The organism is Cryptosporangium sp. NPDC048952, from assembly GCF_043197895.1.
In the GTDB taxonomy this organism is placed as follows: Bacteria; Actinomycetota; Actinomycetes; order Mycobacteriales; family Cryptosporangiaceae; genus Cryptosporangium.
The window spans coordinates 35,645-55,996 of the sequence record NZ_JBICTY010000006.1 but is presented as its reverse complement, the minus strand read 5'-3'; the positions used below and the strand labels follow the sequence as shown (position 1 = coordinate 55,996).

The following is a 20,352-nucleotide window of genomic DNA, read 5'->3' as shown; positions in this document are numbered from 1 at the left end:
GGAGACTTTTAGTAATGCCACCGAAGAGCCGTGGCGCCGGGGTCAAGAAGGTCCGGCGCAAGGAAAAGAAGAACGTCGCGCACGGCCACGCGCACATCAAGAGCACGTTCAACAACACGATCGTGTCGATCACGGACCCCCAGGGCAACGTGATCAGTTGGGCGTCCGCCGGCCACGTGGGCTTCAAGGGCTCGCGTAAGTCGACGCCGTTCGCCGCGCAGATGGCCGCCGAGAACGCTGCCCGCAAGGCGCAGGAGCACGGCATGCGCAAGGTCGACGTCTTCGTGAAGGGTCCCGGCTCCGGCCGCGAGACCGCGATCCGTTCGCTCCAGGCCACCGGCCTCGAGGTCGGATCGATCTCGGACGTCACCCCGATGCCGCACAACGGCTGCCGCCCGCCCAAGCGCCGCCGCGTCTGATCAGCACCACGTAATAGGAGACTGAGGAGAAATGGCCCGTTACACCGGTGCTGACTGCCGGCGCTGCCGGCGCGAGAAGATGAAGCTGTTCCTCAAGGGCAGCAAGTGCGAGTCGCCGAAGTGCCCGATCGAGGTTCGTCCCTACCCGCCGGGCCAGCACGGCCGCGGGCGCACCAAGGACAGCGAGTACCTGCTGCAGCTTCGTGAGAAGCAGAAGGCCAAGCGCATCTACGGCGTTCTGGAGAAGCAGTTCGGCGGCTACTACGTCGAGGCGAACCGCAAGCAGGGCAAGACCGGCGACATCCTGCTCCAGATCCTGGAGTCGCGCCTGGACAACGTCATCTACCGCGCGGGCTTCTCGAAGTCGCGCGACATGGCGCGCCAGGTCGTCCGCCACGGCCACGTTCTGGTCAACGGCGTGAAGGTCGACATCCCGTCGTTCCGCGTCAGCGAGAACGACATCGTCGAGATCCGGGAGAAGTCCCGCGAGCTCACGCCGTTCGTCGTGGCGCGCGCCGAGGCGGGTTCCCGGGGCATCCCGGCCTGGCTCGAGGTCCTCTCCAGCCAGATGCGGATCCTGGTCCACGCTCTCCCGGCCCGGCAGGTCATCGACACGCCGGTCCAGGAGCAGTTGATCGTCGAGCTCTACTCGAAGTAATCGGTGACGGCCGACGCCTCGGCGTCGGCCGTACCATTGTTGTGTCTGTAGTTTTTTTGGCGGGCGTCATATAGCGGACGCCCTGACCGACAGGAGTAGGTAGTGCTCATCACCCAGCGCCCCGCGCTGACCGAAGAGCAGGTCAACGAGCACCGTTCCCGGTTCGTCATCGAGCCGCTGGAGCCCGGATTCGGCTACACGCTGGGCAACTCGCTCCGGCGCACGCTGCTGTCCTCGATCCCCGGTGCCGCTGTCACCAGCATCAAGATCGACGGCGTCCTGCACGAGTTCACCACCGTTCCGGGGGTGAAAGAGGACGTCACCGAGCTCATCCTCAACATCAAGCAGCTCGTGATCAGCTCCGAGAACGACGAGCCGGTCACGATGTACCTGCGCAAGCAGGGCCCGGGCACGGTCACCGCCGCGGACATCGCTCCGCCGGCCGGCGTCACCGTGCACAACACGGACCTGCACATCGCCACGATCAACGCGAAGGGCCGGCTCGAGATGGAGCTGACCGTCGAGCGTGGACGTGGTTACGTCTCGGCTGTCCAGAACAAGCAGCCCGGGCAGGAGATCGGCCGGATCCCGGTCGACTCGATCTACTCCCCGGTGCTGAAGGTCAAGTACGCGGTCGAGGCCACTCGTGTCGAGCAGCGCACGGACTTCGACAAGCTGATCATCGACGTCGAGACGAAGAACTCGCTCACCCCGCGGACGGCTCTCGCCTCGGCCGGTTCGACCCTGGTCGAACTGTTCGGGCTCGCCCGCGAGCTGGACGAGACCGCAGAGGGCATCGACATCGGCCCGTCGCCGCAGGACGCCGCACTCGCGGCCGACTTGGCGCTGCCGATCGAGGAGCTCGACCTGACGGTCCGTTCCTACAACTGCCTCAAGCGTGAGGGCATCCACTCCGTGGGTGAGCTCATCTCCCGCAGCGAGGCCGACCTCCTCGACATCCGCAACTTCGGTGCGAAGTCGATCGACGAGGTCAAGATGAAGCTGGCCACGATGGGTCTCGCGCTCAAGGACTCCCCGCCCGGGTTCGACCCGGCGAACGTCGTGGACACCTTCTCGGACGCCGATTACGACGGCGCCGACTACGCCGAGACCGAGCAGCTGTAACCCGCTGGCCGGGGCCGGTTCCCGTTGGGGACCGGCCGCGGAGCGGCCAACCGAGGAGCAAGGAAGATGCCCACGCCCACCAAGGGTCCCCGCCTCGGCGGTAGCCCGGCGCACGAGAAGCACCTGCTGTCGAACCTGGCACGGGCGCTGTTCGAGCACGGCCGGATCACCACCACCGAAGCCAAGGCGAAGCGGCTGCGCCCGTACGCCGAGCGGCTGATCACCTTCGCCAAGCGCGGAGACCTGCACGCCCGTCGCCAGGTGCTCAGCCTGCTGCGGGAAAAGGACGTGGTCGGTCACCTGTTCGCCGAGATCGGCCCCCGGTACGTCAACCGCCCCGGCGGTTACACCCGGATCGTCAAGCTCGAGCCCCGCAAGGGTGACAATGCTCCGATGGCGCTCATCGAGCTGGTCGAGGCGCTGACCGTGGCGCAGACGGCCGTCGGTGAGGCCGAGCGCGCTCGCGGCACCAAGTTCGCCAAGGACGACAAGGCTGCAGCCCTGTCGGGCGAGACCGGGGCCGACGAGACCCCGGCTGCTGACGAGACTGCTGACACGGACGTCGCCGAGGCCAAGGCCGACGCTGCCGAGGCTCGTGCCGAGGCCGCTGAGGCGAAGGCCGACGCTGCCGAGGCGAAGGCGGAGGCCGCCGAGGCCAAGGCTGACGTCGCGGAGGCCAAGGCCGACGACGCCGCCGAGTCTGACTCGACTGACAAGGCCTGATCCTGATCGCAGACGAGCCCGCTGTTCCCGGTGATGCCGGGGGCGGCGGGCTCGTTCGTGTCCGGCTGGACCTGAGTTACGACGGCACGGACTTCGCCGGGTGGGCGATCCAGCGCGGTCAGCGCACGGTGCAGGGTGAGCTGACCGAGGCGCTCGCGCGGGTGACCCGAACGGACGTCGCGCTCACCGTCGCCGGCCGCACCGACGCGGGGGTGCACGCGGCCGGTCAGATCGCCCACTGCGACCTTCCCGTCGAGGTCTGGGAAACCCTCGGGCCGTCCCTGGTCCGTCGGCTCTCCGGTGTTCTTCCGGGCGACGTCAGACTGCGTGCCGTGACCCGCGCGCACCCGTCGTTCGATGCGCGGTTCGGCGCGATGCGTCGGCGCTACCTCTACCGGGTCACCGATGCCCGGTGGGGCGCCGAGCCGCTGCGGCGGCGCGACACGCTGGCCTGGCCCCGCGAGCTCGACCTGGAGACCCTTCGCGAGGCCGCCGCCGGCCTGCTGGGCGAGCACGACTTCGCCGCGTTCTGCCGCCGCCGTGAGGGCGCGACGACGATCCGTGCGCTGCAGGAGTTCCGCTGGGAGGTGTCTCCCGAGGGCCCGGGCCGCGTGCTCGAGGCCCACCTCGCGGCGGACGCGTTCTGCCACTCGATGGTGCGCAGCCTGATCGGGTCGTTGCTCGCGGTGGGGGAGGGACGGAAACCGGCGTCCTGGCCGGCGTCGCTGCTCACGCTGGCCGACCGGGCCGGCGGGGTCCACGTCGCGCCACCGCACGGGCTCACGCTGATGGCGGTGGAGTACCCACCCGATGAGGAGCTCGCGGCGCGCATCGACCTGACGAGGCGGGTGCGGACCCTCCCCACGTCCTGAGCGGACGGGACGCGAGGATGTCCGTGTGCCCTCCACGGTTGATTGGTCCTCGCTCACGCATGCCTACGGCACCGCCGAAGACGTGCCCCGCAACATCGCCGCACTGCGCTCGGACGACGCGGAAGTCCGCTACGAGGCGCTGGGTGAGCTGTTCAACAGCATCGTCCACCAGGGCACCCGCTACCCGGCCAGCGCGTACGCAGTGCCTCTCCTGCTCGACCTGCTGGCCGACCCGTCGGTGCCCGACCGCGCGTTCATCGGGCAACTCGTCGCCCTGATCGCGATCGGTGGCGACGAGGCGTGGCTGCCCGAGCTGTTGCCGATCGAGGACCTGCGCCTCGAGGCGATCGGCGGCGAGGAGGTCATGGCGCGCTTGCTCCGCGAGGGCTGGGACGGCCTGAGCATCGACGAGGCGGCCAAGGTCGACGCGCTGGCCGAGGAACGTGCCTACGACGCCGTCGCGGCCGGGTTACCGCTGCTGCGCCGCCTCGCCGCCCGGCCCGCAGCGGTGGCGTTCGCCGCCGAGGGACCCAATGTGCTGGCTGGGGCGACGCCGCTGGGCGCGCTGCCGGACGACGACGGCGTCGCGCTCGTCGCCGCGTACACGATCGGCTGGTTCCCGGACGACGACCCGGACGTGTCGCTGGCGGCGCTGGACGCGCTCGCGGCGGTCGGCGACGAGGCCGAGACCGCGGCGGCTGTCGTCGCGGCCGGGCTGCTCGGTGCCGCGGGCAGCGAGCGGATGGCCGCTCGCGCGCTGGTCGACGAGCGGCCGGTGGTCCGGTGGGCCGGTGCGATCGCGGCCGCCAAGCTCGACGGGCCCCGGTCCGGGGACCGGGTCGCCGCGGAGTTGCTGCACTGGGCGGGCGGTGGCAGCGCGCCGGACGTCCGGATGCCGTATCTGGACGGGGACCTGGCCGGCTACGCGGCGCTCGCACTGCGGCAGTTGGGACGGGAGCACGACACGGCTGCGTTCAACGCGTTCCTGGCGCGGCTGCCGCAGGTGCAGGGGTCGCCGGCGCTGACCATCGCCGGGGAGGCGCTGCGGCTGGCGTGCCCGCACGGGCCGGTGCACGAAGGGACATCCTTCGCGGAGCTCGACGACCGCCAGCAGCGCTTGGCGCAGGTGCTGGCGGCCGCCCCAGGGCCGTGGCTCTGGGACGACACGCGCTTCGGCAACTTCTCGATGCTGCTGGGCGAGTACGGCTTTCCCGACTCCCCGGAGGCGATGAGGGAGTTCGTCAGCCCTTGAGAGCCGCGCCGACCACCTCGCGGGCTTCCTCCTGGATGCGCGCGAGGTCGTCGGCGCCCTTGAACGACTCGGCGTAGATCTTGTAGACGTCCTCGGTGCCCGAGGGTCGCGCCGCGAACCAACCGGACTCGGTGACTACCTTGAGCCCGCCGATCGCGGCACCGTTGCCGGGTGCCTCGGTGAGCTTCGCGACGATCGGCTCCCCGGCCAGCTCGGTGGCGGTCACCTGCTCCGGCGAGAGCTTGCCCAGCCGCGCCTTCTGCTCGCGCGTAGCGGGCGCATCGACGCGGGCGTAGGCCGGTGCACCAAAACGCTCCGTCAGGGCCGCGTAGTGGACGCTGGGCGTCTTCCCGGTCACCGCGGTGATCTCGGCCGCGAGCAGGTCGAGGATGAGCCCGTCCTTGTCCGTGGTCCAGACCCGCCCGTCCCGCCGCAGGAACGACGCCCCGGCGCTCTCCTCGCCGCCGAACGCGACCGACCCGTCGAGCAGCCCCGGCACGAACCACTTGAAGCCGACCGGCACCTCCACCAGGCGCCGGCCGAGCGAGTCGGCCACCCGGTCGATCATCGACGACGACACGAGCGTCTTGCCGATCGCCGCGTCGGCCGGCCACCCCTCGCGGTGGGCGTAGAGGTACTCGATCGCTGTCGCGAGGTAGTGGTTCGGGTTCATCAGCCCGGCGTCGGGCGTGACGATGCCGTGCCGGTCGGCGTCGGCGTCGTTGCCGGTGGCCAGGTCGTACTCGGACCGACGGCTGATCAGCGACGCCATCGCCGAGGGCGACGAGCAGTCCATCCGGATCTTGCCGTCCCAGTCCAGCGTCATGAATCGGAAGTCGCCCTCGACCAGCGGATTCACCACGGTCATCGCGAGCTTGTAGCGCTCGGCGATCTCTCCCCAGTAGGCGACGCTGGCCCCGCCCAGCGGGTCGGCGCCGATGCGCAGCCCCGACGCGGCGATCGCCTCCAGGTCGACGACGTTCGGCAGGTCGCTGACGTACTTGTCGAGGTAGTCGTACTTCGACGTGGTGTCGGCCTGCAGCGCGCGCTGGAGCGGGATGCGCTTGACGCCGCGCAGGCCGTCGGCGATGAGCTCGTTCGCCCGCTCCTGGATCCACTTCGTGGCGTCGGTGTCGGCCGGGCCGCCGTGCGTCGGGTTGTACTTGAACCCGCCCTCGTCCGGCGGGTTGTGCGACGGGGTGACGACGACGCCGTCGGCGAGGTGCTGGGTGCGCCCGCGGTTCCAGGCCAGGATCGCGTGCGAGAGCGCCGGGGTGGGCGTGTAGCCGTTCCGGGAATCGATCAGCACCGTGACGCCGTTCGCGGCGAAGACCTCCAGCGCGGTCGTCCAGGCCGGCTCGCTCAGCGCGTGCGTGTCACGACCCAGGTAGAGCGGGCCGTCGGTGCCCTGCTGGGCCCGGTACTCGACGATCGCCTGGCTGGTGGCGGCGATGTGGTCGTCGTTGAAGGCCCGTTTGAGGCTCGAACCGCGGTGCCCGGACGTGCCGAACGCAACCCGCTGCTCGATCGCGGCCGGGTCGGGGTGCTCGGCGTAGTACGCCGTGATCAGGTGGGCGACGTCGACGAGGTCGGACGGTTCGGCCGGTTGTCCGGCACGGGGGTTGTTCGACATCGTGCACTCCTCGAGACTGTGTGACCGAAAACCGGGATGACCGAAAACCGGGATGACCGAAAACCGGGGTGACCGGCGAGCGGGGTTCCGGGAGAATCTTCCCCCCGTGGGCTATGTAGAAGCATCGGGGCTGGGGCACACGCTGCCCGACGGACGCGAATTGTTCCGCGAGGTGTCGTTCCGGGTCGGTGAGGGAGCGACAGTCGCGCTCGTCGGCGCGAACGGCGCCGGCAAGACGACGCTGCTGCGGATGATCTCCGGCGACCTCACCCCGCAGGCCGGATCGGTCGTGCGGGTCGGAGGGCTGGGCGTGATGCGTCAGTTCATCGGCTCGGTGCGTGACCAGACGACCGTGCGCGACCTGCTCGTCGGGTTGGCGCCGGGTGCGTTGCGGGCGGCCGGCGAGGCGCTGGAGGCCGCGGAGCTCGCGATGATGGAGCGCGAGGACGAGCCAACGCAGCTGCGCTATGCCGACGCGCTGGTCGGCTGGGGTGACGCCGGAGGCTACGACGCCGAGGTGCTGTGGGACACGGTGACGGTCGCCGCGCTCGGCGTCCCGTTCGACCGGGCGCAGCACCGGATGGTGCGCACGCTCTCCGGCGGCGAGCAGAAGCGGCTCGCGCTGGAGGCGCTGCTCCGGGGGCCGGAGGAGGTGCTGCTGCTCGACGAGCCCGACAACTACCTCGACGTGCCGGGCAAGCGCTGGCTCGAGGACCGCCTGGTGGAGACGCCGAAGACCGTGCTGTTCGTCAGCCACGACCGGGAGTTGCTGGCCCGTACGGCCACGCACGTCGTCACGCTCGAGGCGCACTCGGCCTGGGTGCACGGCGGTGGCTTCGCCAGTTACCACGACGCCCGCACGGCGCGCCTGGATCGGCTCGACGAGCTGCACAAACGCTGGAACGAGGAGCATCAACGACTGAAAGACCTCGTCCGGACGCTGCAGCAGCAGGCCAAGAACAGCGAGGCGATGGCGGCGAAGTACCACGCCATGCAGACGCGGCTGGCGAAGTTCGAGGAGGCCGGTCCGCCGCCGGAGCGTCCGGTGACCGAGAACGTGAAGATGCGGCTGGGCGGTGGGCGCACCGGCGTCCGCGCGGTGACGTGTACGGGGCTGGAGCTCACCGGGCTGATGAAGCCGTTCGACCTGGAGGTCTACTACGGCGAGCGGGTGGCCGTGCTCGGCGCGAACGGCAGCGGCAAGAGCCACTTCCTGCGGCTGCTCGGCGGTGATTCGGTCACCCACACCGGGGCGTGGAAGCTGGGCGCCCGGGTCGTCGCCGGGCTGTTCGCGCAGACGCACGAGCACCCGGAGTGGGTGGGGAAGCCGTTGGTCGACATCCTCGGGCGGGGGGAAGGAACCCGGCGGGGACTCGATCGCGGACGCGCGATCTCCGCGCTGCGGCGGTACGGGCTGCAGTCGCAGGCCGACCAGGACTTCGCGACGCTCTCCGGTGGCCAGCAGGCCCGGTTCCAGGTGCTGCTGCTCGAACTGTCGGGCTGCACGCTGCTGCTGCTCGACGAGCCGACCGACAACCTCGACGTGCAGTCGGCGGAGGCCCTGGAGGAGGGGCTGGCGGCGTTCGACGGCACCGTGCTGGCGGTGACGCACGACCGGTGGTTCGCGCGGAGCTTCGACCGGTTCCTGTCGTTCGCCGAGGACGGCCGGGTGCGGGAGACCGCCGAGCCGGTGTGGGATTCGGGTCGCGTCGAGCGGACGCGCTAGTTGCACGGCCCGTCGAGAACGACGGGCTCCACCGCCGTTGTTAGGCGTCTCGTTTCTGCAGGTTGACGTACCCGGCGATCAGCGCGGCTGCGGCCCAGACGGCCAGTAGGGCGAGGCCGGTCCAGGGGCCGTAGTCGCGGGCCCAGCGGGGGTCGTCCTGCGGCCCGGCGAGGTGCATGACCACCCACCCCAGCTGGTCGGGCAGGAACTGGGTGACGACCTTGACACCGGGGACGTTGCCCAGCCCCTGTGAGCCGAGCAGCATCAGCGGGAGCAGCACCCCGAGGGCGACGGTGGAGCTGCGCACGAGCGTGGCGATACCGAGCGCGAACAGCCCGATCAGCGTCAGCGAGAGCCAGGCTCCGGCGGCTGCCGGCAGTAGGACGTCGAGCTCGGCCCGGCGCCGGCCGAGCGTGAGCTGGGCGGTCACGGCGCTGGTGGCCACCGTGGCGAGCGCCGCGACGACGAGGACCAGCAGCGTCGCGCCGACTTTCGCGCCGAAGAACCGGCCGCGCCGGGGAAGGGCGGCCAATGAGGCCCGGATCGTGCCGGAGCGGTACTCCGAGCCCACCGCCAGCACGGCGAACACCACCAGCGGGAGTTGCCCGACCGTCAGGCCGTAGAACGCGGCGAAGACCGGATCGAACTCGCCGCGCACGGTGCCGTTGCGGAAACTCAGGCCGACCAGGGCGCTCAGCCCGCCGCTGACGAGCAGCGCCAGGCCGAGCGTCAACGGTGTGGAGCGCAGCGTACGTAACTTGATCAGCTCGGCGGCGATCATGCCTCGCTCACCGCCTGCAGGAACGCGTCCTCGAGGGCGGTGGCGCCGCGGAACTCGTCGAGCGGGGCGTCGGCGAGCAGCCGGCCGCGGGCCAGGACGAGCAGGTGATCGGCGGTGAGCTCCATCTCGCTGATCAGATGGCTGGAGACGAGCACCGTGCGTCCCTCCTCGGCGAAGGACCGCAGCGTGTCGCGCAGCCACCGGACGCCCGCTGGATCGAGCCCGTTCGTCGGTTCGTCGAACAGCAGCACCGGTGGATCGCCGAGCAGCGCTGCGGCGATGCCGAGGCGCTGCTTCATGCCGAGCGAGTAGCTGCCCACGCGTCGGCGCGCGACGTCGTCCAGGCCGACGGACGAGAGCAGCTCGTGGACCCGCGCCGTGGGGACGCGGTTGGAGCGGGCGAGCCAGAGCAGGTGGTGATACCCGCTGCGCCCGCTATGCGCCGACGGCCCCTCCAGCAGCGCGCCGACGTGCCGGAGCGGCTCCCGGAGGGCGCTGTAGTGCACACCGTTCACCAGGACCTGGCCGTTCGACGGCCGGTCGAGGCCGACGATCATCCGCATCGTCGTCGACTTGCCCGCCCCGTTCGGGCCGAGGAAGCCGGTGACCCGGCCGGGGTGCACGACGCACGAGACGTCGTCGACGGCGAGCGTCCGCCCGTAGCGCTTGGAGAGGTTCCGCAGTTCGAGCACGCCCCGCACGCTAGGGACGCCGACCCGGCGCGTCAGCTCGCGAAAGTCGCACCCGCCGGAAACCAAAGTAGGCGGTGACGCCGGCTCGTAGCCTGCTGGGCATGGGACATCGCATCGTCGCCGCCCTCTTACCGCTGGCTGCCTTCGCCGGTGAACTGCTGACGATTCCTGCGGTCCATACGTCGGCCCTCGGCGCAGCCCTGCACGCGCTCGTGGCCGGAGCGGCGATCCTGGCTTCGCGCCGCTGGTCCTCCGCCGCGTTCGTCGTCGCGGTGGTACTCGCGACCGTCACCGGCTGTGCGTACGTCCTGTTGCTCTGGACGGCGTTCTGCGCGGGCCGGCGCGCGCGAACGCGCGCGGACGCGATGCTGACCGTGGGCGCGGCGGTCGGTGGTCTCGGCGTCCCGATCGTGGCCGCGTTCACCGAGCCAGTTCTGCAGGCGATCACGCCGTACCTCGTCTTCGTCGTGTTACCGCTGGTCGCCGGGCGCTATCTGCGCCAGCACGCGGACCTGCTCGCGGCGCTCCGCGGGCGCAACCGGGAGCTTCGTCGGGCCCGGGAGCTGTCGGCCGAGCGGGAGCGGCTCCGGGAGCGGCTGCGGATCGCGCGCGACATGCACGACGCGCTCGGCCATCGGCTCGGCCTGGTCTCGATCCAGGCTGCGGCGTTGGAGGTCGGTGACCTGCCGACCGGGCAGCGGGAGGCGATCACCCGGCTCGCGGATTCGGCCAGGGAAGCGCTGGGGGAGCTGCACGAGGTCGTCGGCTCGCTCCGGCACGGCGACGACCTCGACGCTCCGGGGCTGGACGAGCTCGACGCGCTGGTCGCGGGTTACGTCCGAGCCGGTGTGGCCGTCACCGTCTCGGGCAGCGGTGCGGCGGGCCGGTTGGGCCCGGACGCGGATCGGGCGGCGTACCGGGTCGTCGAGGAAGGTCTGACCAACGCCGGGAAGCACGCACCGGGCCGTCCGGTGGCGGTGACGCTCGGCTGGGAGTCGGACGCGCTGCTGCTGACGATCGTCAATCCGGTTGACGACGCCGCTCTCTCCGGTGGCGGCCACGGTGTCGTCGGGATGCGGGAACGCGTGGAGGCGCTGGGCGGATTCGCGGACCTGCGCTGCGAGGGCGGCGAGGCCCGGCTCAGCGTGCTGTTGCCCATCGAGGAGCCCGAGCCCGAGCCCGAGCCGGCGCCGGTGACCGGCGGCCCGCGCCGGGTCGCGCTGCTGGGCGCGGTGACCGCGGTCCTGTTGTTCGGCGTGCTGCCGGCCGCGATGCTGGTCGGTGGCGGATGACGATCCGGGTGCTGATCGCCGACGACGAACCGCTGATCAGGGCCGGTATCCGCACGGTGCTGGAGGCCGCCGACGATCTCACCGTCGTCGCGGAGGTGGCGGACGGGCGCGGGGCCGTCGAACGGGCGAGTGCTCCCGGCGTCGACGTAGTGCTCGTCGACATCCGGATGCCCGAGCTGGACGGCCTCGGCGTCGTCGAGGAGCTACGACGACGCAACCCCGCGGTACCGGTCGTCGTGCTGACGTCGTTCGGCGCCGAACCGAACGTGCTGCGGGCGGTGCACAACCGCGCGGCCGGCTTCCTGCTCAAGAACTGCTCACCAGCGGAACTGACCGCCGCGGTCCGGGCCGCACACGCCGGCGAGGCGTACCTGTCGCCCTCCGCGGCCCGGATCGTCCTCGAACACGTCATGCCCGACGACTCGGACCGACGCCGAGCCGCCCGCGAGCGGCTCGCGAACCTCACCCCGCGCGAGCGGAACGTCGCCGACCTCGTCGCCGAGGGGCTCTCGAACGCGACGATCGGCGAGCGCCTCCGCACCAGCGAGACGACGGTCAAGACCTACGTCAGCCGTGTCCTGACGAAACTCGACTGCACGAACCGCGTCCAGGTCGCGCTGCTCGTGCAGCAGGCGACCTAGCGGCGCTTGTCCAGCGCGTCGATCACGTAGTACAGGAAGTCCTGCGAGCAGGTGTCGATGACCGGGTCCTTCTCGGCCTTCTTGCCCGAGGTGTACGCACCGCTGGAGAACACCAGCCAGTGGCCGTACGCCTTGCGGTAGAACCACCAGTCCTTCTTGCCGGACTGACCCTCCGCCGCGACGTTGTGCCGACGCGGCACGAAGCTTCCGGCCGTGCTGCCCTTGATCGCGGTCTCCGCCTGGGCGGCGGTCGCGGCGTCCGGGAAGTTCAGCGCGCCGAACGTCACCGCGCAGCTCGTCGTGGTGTTCACGGCGGTGACGCTGGTCACCTCGGAGCACTTCAGCTTCTTCACCAGCGCCACCGCACCGCCGTCGACGGACTTGCCGCAGTCGGCGGCCTTGTCCTGGCCGGTGCGGGTGTAACTGCCGCTGGTGGAGAGCGTGTACTTGGGCAGACTGATCGCCGTGAGCTCGAGCGGCGACGGGTCGGTGTCACGGGACGCGAGCTTGTCGCCCGCGCCGCTCGCCGACGTGGTCGGACTCGCGCTCGCGGGTTCGCTCGGCGACGGGGCCTCGCTCTTGTTGCTCGCGGAAGGTGCGGGTGCGGCCGCCTTGTCGGTCGAGTCGTCGTCCCGGAAGAACAGGAAGCCGCCGATGCCGACCAGCACGAGCACCAGCACGGCCGCGCCGGCGATGATCGCGATCAGCTTGCCGCGGCCACCGTTCTCGTCCGCCGGGGGCTCGTCGAGCCGGGGGCGGGTCGGGGTCACCGACGTGTGACGATCGCCTTCCGCGCGGGCCGGTAAACCGCTGCCGTACTGGTAGGAGGAGCCGTACGGGTCGCCGCCCGGTCCCTCCAGCGGTGGGTACGCGGCCGGTGCGCCGCTGGAGGGCGCACCGGAGTACGGAGCGCCGCTGGCCGGTGCCCCCCCGTACTCCCCGTAGCGGGGGTCGGTCTGCTGGTAGCGCGGGTCGTTGTACCGGGTGTCGCCGTACTGCGGACCCTGCTGGCCGCCGTACTGCTGCTGCTGCTCACCGCCGTACTGCTGCTGCCCACCGCCGTACTGCTGCTGGTCGGAGTACTGCTGGTCCGCGTACTGCTGCTGGCCGCCGTACTGCTGCTGGCCGCCGTACTGCCCCTGATCGGGGTACTGCTGCCCGCCGCCGTACTGCCCCTGGTCGGGGTACTGCTGCCCGCCGCCGTACTGCTGCTGATCCGGGTACTGCTGATCCGGGTACTGGGGCGGCGCGTACGGCGCCTGCTCCTGATAGCCCTGCTGACCCTGGTAGCCCTGCTGCTGGTAGCCCTGGTCCGCATAGCCCTGCTCCGCGTACCCCTGATCGGGATAGCGCTGGTCGGGATAGCCCTGCTCCTGGTACCCCTGCTGCTGCGCGGCGTGCTGCCCCGACGGGCCCTCCTGGTAGCCCGGAGGCTTCGGCGAGGGCTCGAACCAGCTGCGCTCCTGCTCCGGGTACTCCTGCTGCCCGTACCCTTGCGGCTGCGCTCCCTGCTGGGGGTAACCCTGCTGCGGATAGTCCTGCGCCGGCGGGTATCCCTGCTGCTGCTGGCCCCCGTACGGGTACGCCTGGTCGCCCGACGGCGGCTGGTTCGCGGTGTCGGGCTCGTCGGCACCGGGCCGACCGTGGGGTGGGCTGTCCCAACCCGGGTGGCCCGGAGGCGGCGTGGTCATGCCGCCGAGCCTACTTACCCTCCGCAGCAACCGTGCGTCGCATCTCCTAGGCTGTTCAGCAAAGCCCAGCGCACGCCGCTTTTGACCATGCTCGAATTTGCCGGGTATCCTTAGCTGCTGTTGCGCGCTTTCTGCTTCCGCGGGGTTGACTCGCCCGGATCACTTGCGCGCTCAACCGCCGGTGAGCGGCCAGCGGACCCGAGAACTGACGAGACAAGGTAGACCCGTGCGTACGTTTAGCCCGAAGGCCGGAGACGTCCAGCGTCAGTGGCACGTCATCGACGCGAACGACGTCGTCCTCGGACGGCTCGCGACCCACGTAGCGCAGTTGCTGCGCGGCAAGCACAAGCCGATCTTCGCGCCCCACGTCGACACCGGTGACTTCGTCATCGTCGTGAACGCGTCCAAGGTCGCCCTGACCGGCAACAAGCGCGAGACGAAGGTCGCCTACCGGCACTCCGGTTACCCGGGCGGCCTCAAGCGCGTCGGTTACAACGAGCTGCTGGAAATGCGGCCGGAGCGGGCCATCGAGCTCGCGGTTCGCGGCATGCTGCCGAAGAACAAGCTCGGTCGCCAGCTGCTGAGCAAGCTCAAGGTCTACGCCGGCCCGGAGCACCCGCACAGCGCTCAGAAGCCGGAGCCGTTCGAGATCAACCAGGTCGCTCAGTAATCCGCGACACCGCAGCCAGCAGTAGGAGACTTTCAGCGTGACCATCCCTGTCGTCGCGGAGAAGCCGATCCAGACGGTCGGCCGCCGCAAGGAGGCCATCGTCCGGGTCCGGCTCGTTCCGGGTACCGGCCAGTTCAAGCTGAACGGCCGCACCATCGAGGAATACTTCCCGAACAAGGTGCACCAGCAGCTCATCCGTGAGCCGTTCGTCACCCTCGAGAAGACCGAGCAGTTCGACGTCATCGCGAGCCTGCGTGGCGGCGGCATCACCGGCCAGGCCGGTGCGCTCCGGCTCGCGATCGCGCGTGCGCTGATCACCGTCGAGCCCGATGACCGTCCGTCCCTGAAGAAGGCCGGCTTCCTCACTCGTGACCCCCGGGTCAAGGAGCGGAAGAAGTACGGTCTCAAGAAGGCCCGTAAGGCGCCTCAGTACAGCAAGCGCTGATCTTTACCAGGGTTTGACCCGGCCGGTGGCGGTCCTCGCCACCGGCCGGTGTGTTACACGGGGGCGGCTTGGTCCGGGCACTGCGACGTCGCACACCCGACAGGTTTGCGTTTCTCGACCCGCTACGGTCGGGCCCGTGAGGCCATTTCACTTCACCCGTACCGCTCGGAGCGAGCGGTCGTGACCTCCGCGGAGTGGCGGGACTGATGGGTCGTCTGTTCGGTACCGACGGAGTTCGAGGCCTCGCCAACGGCGACCTCACGCCGGAACTCGCGATGGCGGTCGCCGTCGCCGCGGCACATGTGCTTGCCGGGGTCGAGGGACCGCGTCCGAAGGCCGTGGTGGGGCGTGACCCCCGGGCCAGCGGCGAGATGCTCGAGGCGGCGGTCTGCGCCGGTCTCGCGAGCGCGGGCGCCGACGTCACCAGAGTCGGCTCGCTGCCGACACCGGCGGTGGCGCACCTGACCGCGGAGCTCGGCGCCGACCTCGGCGTGATGCTCTCGGCGAGCCACAACCCGATGCCCGACAACGGCATCAAGCTGTTCGCCCGTGGCGGGCACAAGCTTCCGGACGAGATCGAAGACGCGATCGAGGAAGCGATCCGGCACAACGCGGCCCGCGAGTGGACGCGTCCGGCGGGCGCAGGAGTCGGCCGGATCGGTGACTACCTCGACGGCGGCGAGGTGTACGTCGAGCACCTGCTGACGACGCTCCCGCATCGCCTGGAGGGCATCACGGTCGTCGTCGACTGCGCGAACGGCGCTGCGTCCGCGGTCGCCCCCGAGCTCTACCGGCGGGCCGGCGCGACGGTCATCCCGATCGCGGCCGAGCCGGACGGCCTGAACATCAACGAGGGCGTCGGCTCCACCCACCTCGACGTGGTGCGGAAAGCCGTCCTCGAGCACGGCGCCGACATCGGCATCGCCCACGACGGCGACGCCGACCGTTGCCTCGCTGTCGACGCGGACGGCAACACGGTCGACGGCGACCAGATCATGGCGATCATCGCGCTGGCGATGAAGGACGCCGGGACGCTCATCGACGACACGCTCGTCGTCACCGTGATGAGCAACCTGGGCCTGACGATCGCGATGAAGGAAGCCGGGATCGCGCTGGTCACGACCGGCGTCGGCGACCGGTACGTGCTGGAGGCGCTGCGGGCGCGGAACCTCGCGCTGGGCGGCGAGCAGAGTGGCCACGTCGTGATGCCGGCGCACGCCACCACCGGCGACGGTCTGCTCACCGCGCTGCACCTGATGGCGCGCATGGCGTCCAGCGGCAAGACGATCGCCGAGCTGGCGAGCGCTGTCACGCGGCTGCCGCAGGTACTGATCAACGTCCGCGTGCAGGACAAGGCCGCGGTCGCCGCGGCCGAGTCGGTCGCGGCGGCCGTGGCCGAGGCCGAGCGCGAGCTGGGCGAGACCGGGCGGGTGCTGCTGCGCCCGTCGGGCACCGAGCGCCTGATCCGCGTGATGGTGGAGGCCGCCAGCCAGGAGGACGCGGAGGCCGTCGCCCACCGCATCGCGAAGGTTGTCGCCGACGTCGGGTAGCGCGGAACCCAGAGCGGACCGGCGGCTGCTGGTCCGCTTCGGGGTCGCGCTCGCGGTGGCGTGCGCCGTCGCGGTGCCGGTCGCGCTGCTCGCCGTCGTCGTCAAGAACGTCGACGGGCCGGTCGCGGGCCTGGACCTCGACGTCGCGCAGGCGCTGAACGGCCTCGCCACCAAGCACCCGGCATTCGTCGACACGCTCGAAGCCATTTCGACGGTCGGGCGGCCGGAGACGTTCCGCCTGGTCGCCACGATCGTGGCGATCTGGCTGCTGGCCGTCGACCGGCCCCGGCTCGCGATCTGGGCCCTGGTGACGACGTGGGGCGGCGCGCTGCTGGGCGTCGTCCTGAAAGAGGTGGTGGAGCGGGCGCGGCCCACGCTGCCGGAGGCGGTCGCGTATGCGGACGGGTATTCGTTCCCGTCGGGGCACGCCCTCGGGGCGTTCGTGGGCTGCGCGGTCCTGGTGCTGCTCTGGCTGGACCGGGGGCGCGTGCCCAAAGCCGGCTGGGCAGCAGCGGCGGTGATCGTGCTCGCGGTGTGCTTCTCCCGGATCGCGCTGGGCGTGCACTACCTGAGCGACGTCGTCGGCGGCTGCCTCGTCGGCCTGGGCTGGGTGACAGCGACGACGATCGTGTTCCAGATCTGGCGACGCGAGGCAGGCCTGGCGCACACCGACGTGCTGACCGCAGGCATCGAGCCCGAGCGCAGCGAACCGGACGCCGACCCGCGGCCGCTGCCCGGATTCCGCGCCGCGGTCACCGAGACGGCGCACTGGTTGCCGCGCCTGGTGCTGCCCTGGGCCGCGCTCGTCGCGGTCACGCTCGGTGCGGGATGGCTCGTCACGAAAGCGCCTCCGGACGCCGCCCTGCCGGGTTGGTTCGCCCAGCGCCGCACGCCGGCGCTGGACGACGTTACCGCGTTCGCGACGCTGCTCGGCGAGACGTCGACGGTCACGACCGTCACGGTGGTCAGCTGGCTCGCTGCCCGGTTGGTGTACCGGCGCTGGCTCGAGCCGACCGCGATCGTGCTGGCCGTCGTCGGCGAGGTATGGGGTTTCCTGCTGGTCTCCTCGCTCGTCGATCGTCCGCGGCCGTCCGTGCAGCACCTCGACATCGCGCCTCCGACCAGCAGTTTTCCGTCCGGACACACGGGCGCAACCGTCGCCTGCTACGGCATCCTGGCCGTCCTGCTGTGCCGCCGGACCGGCAAGCACCCGGGCCGCTGGCTGGCCGCCGTGTTCACCCTCGCGGCGGTCGTCGGGCTGTGTCGCGTCTATCGCGGTATGCACCATCCGACCGACGTAGTAGCCGGCGCGGCCTATGGGGCGTTGTGGCTGGTGATCGTCGTGGTGCTGATGTTGCGGAAATCACCGACCTCCGACCGGCTTACTGTCCGAAAGGTCGAGAGTTAACGCCGAACGTCGCTCTGTGTCATCCCGCCATAGGGGGTCCGGTAGTCGCTTGGGTAATCTCGGCACCATGTGTGGAATCGTTGGCTACACCGGCCCCCGTCGCGCGGTCGACATCGTCGTAGAAGGTCTTCGGCGCCTCGAGTACCGGGGCTACGACTCCGCCGGGATCGCCGTGGTCGACGGCGGCCGGATCGCCCTGGAAAAAAAGGCCGGCAAGCTGGCCAACCTGACGGCCGTACTGGCCGAGGCCGACAGCACGGTCGGCAGCACCGACGCGTCCACGGCCATCGGCCACACGCGCTGGGCCACCCACGGCGGGCCCACCGACCGCAACGCGCACCCGCACCTGTCGGCCGACGGCAGCATCGCGGTCATCCACAACGGCATCATCGAGAACTTCGCGGTGCTCCGCGCCGAACTCGAGGACCGGGGTGTGGAGTTCCGCTCCGACACCGACACCGAGGTCGCCGCGCACCTGATCGCCGAGGCCTACTGGTCGCTGGACGGCCAGAACTACGCCGCCACCAGCACCGACGAGACCACGGGTCGGCTCGCCGAGGCCATGCGCACCGTCTGCCGCCGGCTGGAGGGCGCGTTCACGCTGCTCGTCGTCCACCGTGAGGTGCCGGGCGTCGTCGTCGGGGCGCGCCGCAACTCGCCGATGGTGGCGGGCCGCGGCCAGGGCGAGAACTTCCTCGCCTCCGACGTCTCCGCGTTCATCGAGTACACCCGTGACGCCGTCGAGCTCGGCCAGGACCAGGTCGTCGAGGTCACCGCGGACGGCATCATCGTCACGGACTTCGCCGGCGCTGCCGCCGAGGTGCGCGACTACCACGTCGACTGGGACGTGTCGGCCGCCGAGAAGGGCGGCTACGACTACTTCATGCTCAAGGAGATCGCCGAGCAGCCCCAGGCGATCGCCGACACGCTGCGCGGCCGCCTGACCGAGCACGGCGAGATCTCGCTCGACGAGGTCCGGCTCACCGACCAGGACCTCCGCGACATCGACAAGATCTTCGTCATCGGCTGCGGAACGTCGTACAACGCCGGCCTGGTCGGCAAGTACGCGATCGAGCACTGGACGCGGATCCCGGTCGAGGTCGAGCTCGCCAGCGAGTTCCGCTACCGCGACCCGGTGCTCGACCGGTCGACGCTGGTCATCGCGATCAGCCAGTCCGGCGAGACGATGGACACGATCATGGCGCTGCGCCACGCCAAGGAGCAGAAGGCGCGCGTTCTGGCGGTCTGCAACACGAACGGTTCGACGATCCCGCGCGAGTCCGACGGTGTGCTCTACACGCACGCCGGCCCGGAGATCGCTGTCGCGTCGACCAAGGCGTTCGTCACCCAGATCATCGCGGTGTATCTGGTGGGCCTGCACCTCGCGCAGATCCGCGGCATCAAGTACTCCGACGAGGTCGCGGCGATCGTCGACCAGCTCAAGGCGACGCCGGATGCGGTCGCCGAGGTGCTCCAGACGATGGAGCCGGTGCGCAAGCTGGCCCGGGACCTGTCCGGCTCGCAGCAGGTGCTGTTCCTCGGTCGGCACGTCGGCTTCCCGGTGGCGCTCGAGGGCGCGCTCAAGCTCAAAGAGCTGGCGTACATGCACGCCGAGGGTTTCGCCGCCGGCGAGCTCAAGCACGGCCCGATCTCGCTGATCGACGACGGCGTGCCGGTGGTCATCACGGTGCCGTCCCCGCGGGGGCGCAGCCTCCTGCACGACAAGATCGTGTCGAACATCCAGGAAGTGCGGGCGCGGGGTGCGCGGACGATCGTCATCGCCGAAGAGGGCGACCACGCGGTCGAGCCGTACGCCGACCACATCATCCGGGTGCCGCGGACGACGACGCTGCTGGCGCCGTTGACCACCGTGGTGCCGCTGCAGGTGCTGGCGTGCGAGATCGCCGCGGCCCGCGGCAACGACGTCGACCAGCCCCGCAACCTGGCCAAGTCCGTCACCGTCGAATGAGTGGTGCGGGACTCAGCCCCGCACCAACCCCCATCCGCCGTCGGAACTGATCACCTGGCCGGTGACCCACCCTGCCTCGGGGCCCACCAGCCAGGTGATCAAGCGGGCGGCATCATCGGGCTCACCCCAGCGTTTGCCCGGGTTCTTTGCCGCAACCTCTTCCTTCAATTCCTCCGTCGCCCACCCGGTGTCGGTCGGACCCGGGTTCACGCAGTTCACGGTCGCGCGGGGCGCCAACGCCGCCGCCAGGCTCGGCGTCATGCCGGCCAGCGCGGCCTTGCTCGACGCGTACGGGATCTCCAGGGGCATCGGCCCCTGGCCCTGCCCCGAGGTCAGCAGCACGACCCGACCGTCGGTCGGCTCGGTGGCCGCGAACTCCTTCACGAGCAGTAGCGTCGCCCGGGTGTTGACCGCGTAGGACTTGTCGATCTCCTCGGCGGTCACCTCTTCGAGCGGTCCCCACGGCACCGACCGCGCGTGGTTCGCGACGACGATGTCCAGGCGCCCGAACTGGTCGAGAGCCGACCCGACGAGCATCCGGGGCGCGCTCGGATCCGCAAGATCAGCCGCGGCCGTGGCGACCCGGCCGCCGTCGGTGGCCAGGTCCATCGCGACTTCGCGGAGCCCGCCGGCTCCCCACGGCTGCTCGGCGTCGTGGGCGTCCCAGCCGTGGAGCAGCACGGACGCCCCGTCGGCGACGAGACGGCGGGCGATCGCGGCGCCGATACCGGCCTGACGGCTGGCTCCGGTCACCAGGGCTACTCGACCAGTGAGAGGTGGCACGGGAGCCACGGTGCCATTGATC

Annotated in this window: 18 protein-coding genes and 1 pseudogene; 14 read left to right on the top strand and 5 right to left on the bottom strand. The window is 70.7% G+C overall.

Annotated elements, in window-relative coordinates:
* Positions 1-14: 14 nt before the first annotated feature.
* The 6 genes from rpsK to ACGFY5_RS30515 all read left to right on the top strand — a co-directional run bounded on the left by rpsK (position 15) and on the right by ACGFY5_RS30515 (position 5,049).
* Positions 15-419, top strand: coding sequence for a 30S ribosomal protein S11 (rpsK, locus tag ACGFY5_RS30540; RefSeq protein WP_035857800.1), 405 nt, complete (start codon positions 15-17; stop codon positions 417-419).
* A 31-nt stretch (positions 420-450) separates the two neighbouring features.
* Positions 451-1,077 carry a 30S ribosomal protein S4 gene (gene rpsD, locus ACGFY5_RS30535; RefSeq protein WP_344647607.1) on the top strand — a complete coding sequence of 209 codons (627 nt, stop codon included), beginning with the start codon at positions 451-453 and terminating at the stop codon, positions 1,075-1,077.
* A 102-nt stretch (positions 1,078-1,179) separates the two neighbouring features.
* Positions 1,180-2,202: a DNA-directed RNA polymerase subunit alpha gene (locus ACGFY5_RS30530; protein ID WP_035857798.1), complete on the top strand. Its 1,023-nt coding sequence runs from the start codon at positions 1,180-1,182 to the stop codon at positions 2,200-2,202.
* Between the two features lie 66 nt (positions 2,203-2,268).
* A complete protein-coding gene (gene rplQ, locus ACGFY5_RS30525) occupies positions 2,269-2,925 on the top strand; it encodes a 50S ribosomal protein L17 (protein WP_392725152.1) in 657 nt (218 codons plus the stop codon).
* The gene (gene truA, locus ACGFY5_RS30520; protein ID WP_392726350.1) at positions 2,922-3,797 is read left to right on the top strand and encodes a tRNA pseudouridine(38-40) synthase TruA; all 876 of its coding nucleotides are present in this window, start codon (positions 2,922-2,924) and stop codon (positions 3,795-3,797) included. Before rplQ ends, truA begins: the two co-directional genes overlap by 4 nt.
* A gap of 25 nt (positions 3,798-3,822) precedes the next feature.
* Positions 3,823-5,049 (top strand): hypothetical protein, encoded by a 1,227-nt coding sequence (locus ACGFY5_RS30515; protein WP_392725150.1) that lies wholly within the window; start codon positions 3,823-3,825, stop codon positions 5,047-5,049.
* Here the strand turns inward: ACGFY5_RS30515 and pgm are convergent.
* Positions 5,039-6,682 (bottom strand): phosphoglucomutase (alpha-D-glucose-1,6-bisphosphate-dependent), encoded by a 1,644-nt coding sequence (gene pgm, locus ACGFY5_RS30510; RefSeq protein WP_392725148.1) that lies wholly within the window; start codon positions 6,680-6,682, stop codon positions 5,039-5,041. The genes ACGFY5_RS30515 and pgm overlap by 11 nt on opposite strands.
* 106 nt (positions 6,683-6,788) lie before the next feature.
* Between pgm and ACGFY5_RS30505 the strand changes: the two genes are divergently transcribed.
* A complete protein-coding gene (locus tag ACGFY5_RS30505) occupies positions 6,789-8,408 on the top strand; it encodes an ABC-F family ATP-binding cassette domain-containing protein (protein WP_392725146.1) in 1,620 nt (539 codons plus the stop codon).
* Positions 8,409-8,448: 40 nt separating this feature from the next.
* Here ACGFY5_RS30505 and ACGFY5_RS30500 read toward each other — a convergent pair whose 3' ends face one another.
* Both ACGFY5_RS30500 and ACGFY5_RS30495 read right to left on the bottom strand, forming a co-directional pair.
* Positions 8,449-9,189, bottom strand: a complete 741-nt coding sequence (locus tag ACGFY5_RS30500) for an ABC transporter permease (protein WP_392725144.1) — start codon at positions 9,187-9,189, stop codon at positions 8,449-8,451.
* 32 nt (positions 9,190-9,221) lie between these two features.
* A pseudogene (locus tag ACGFY5_RS30495) lies at positions 9,222-9,881 on the bottom strand (ABC transporter ATP-binding protein); the annotation flags it as partial.
* A gap of 101 nt (positions 9,882-9,982) precedes the next feature.
* Here ACGFY5_RS30495 and ACGFY5_RS30490 point away from each other — a divergent pair.
* On the top strand, positions 9,983-11,173 hold the full coding sequence (locus tag ACGFY5_RS30490; RefSeq protein ID WP_392725142.1) for a sensor histidine kinase: 1,191 nt from the start codon (positions 9,983-9,985) through the stop codon (positions 11,171-11,173).
* On the top strand, positions 11,170-11,814 hold the full coding sequence (locus ACGFY5_RS30485) for a response regulator (RefSeq protein ID WP_392725141.1): 645 nt from the start codon (positions 11,170-11,172) through the stop codon (positions 11,812-11,814). The genes ACGFY5_RS30490 and ACGFY5_RS30485 overlap by 4 nt, the downstream gene beginning before the upstream one ends.
* Here the strand turns inward: ACGFY5_RS30485 and ACGFY5_RS30480 are convergent.
* Entirely contained in the window at positions 11,811-13,505 is a 1,695-nt protein-coding gene (locus tag ACGFY5_RS30480; protein WP_392725139.1) for a hypothetical protein, read from the bottom strand. The genes ACGFY5_RS30485 and ACGFY5_RS30480 overlap by 4 nt on opposite strands.
* Positions 13,506-13,731: 226 nt before the next feature.
* Here ACGFY5_RS30480 and rplM point away from each other — a divergent pair, with 226 nt between their 5' ends.
* The 5 genes from rplM to glmS all read left to right on the top strand — a co-directional run bounded on the left by rplM (position 13,732) and on the right by glmS (position 19,547).
* The gene (gene rplM, locus ACGFY5_RS30475) at positions 13,732-14,175 is read left to right on the top strand and encodes a 50S ribosomal protein L13 (RefSeq protein WP_392725138.1); all 444 of its coding nucleotides are present in this window, start codon (positions 13,732-13,734) and stop codon (positions 14,173-14,175) included.
* Positions 14,176-14,212: 37 nt separating this feature from the next.
* A complete protein-coding gene (gene rpsI / locus ACGFY5_RS30470; protein WP_392725136.1) occupies positions 14,213-14,620 on the top strand; it encodes a 30S ribosomal protein S9 in 408 nt (135 codons plus the stop codon).
* Between the two features lie 206 nt (positions 14,621-14,826).
* The gene (gene glmM, locus ACGFY5_RS30465) at positions 14,827-16,170 is read left to right on the top strand and encodes a phosphoglucosamine mutase (RefSeq protein WP_392725135.1); all 1,344 of its coding nucleotides are present in this window, start codon (positions 14,827-14,829) and stop codon (positions 16,168-16,170) included.
* Positions 16,151-17,578, top strand: coding sequence for a phosphatase PAP2 family protein (locus ACGFY5_RS30460; RefSeq protein WP_392725133.1), 1,428 nt, complete (start codon positions 16,151-16,153; stop codon positions 17,576-17,578). The genes glmM and ACGFY5_RS30460 overlap by 20 nt, the downstream gene beginning before the upstream one ends.
* A 67-nt stretch (positions 17,579-17,645) precedes the next feature.
* Complete coding sequence (gene glmS, locus ACGFY5_RS30455; protein ID WP_392725131.1) at positions 17,646-19,547, top strand: glutamine--fructose-6-phosphate transaminase (isomerizing); 1,902 nt, start codon at positions 17,646-17,648, stop codon at positions 19,545-19,547.
* Between the two features lie 12 nt (positions 19,548-19,559).
* On the opposite strand, the gene ACGFY5_RS30450 is transcribed toward glmS, so the two are convergent.
* The gene (locus ACGFY5_RS30450; RefSeq protein ID WP_392725129.1) at positions 19,560-20,330 is read right to left on the bottom strand and encodes an SDR family oxidoreductase; all 771 of its coding nucleotides are present in this window, start codon (positions 20,328-20,330) and stop codon (positions 19,560-19,562) included.
* Positions 20,331-20,352: the final 22 nt, after the last annotated feature.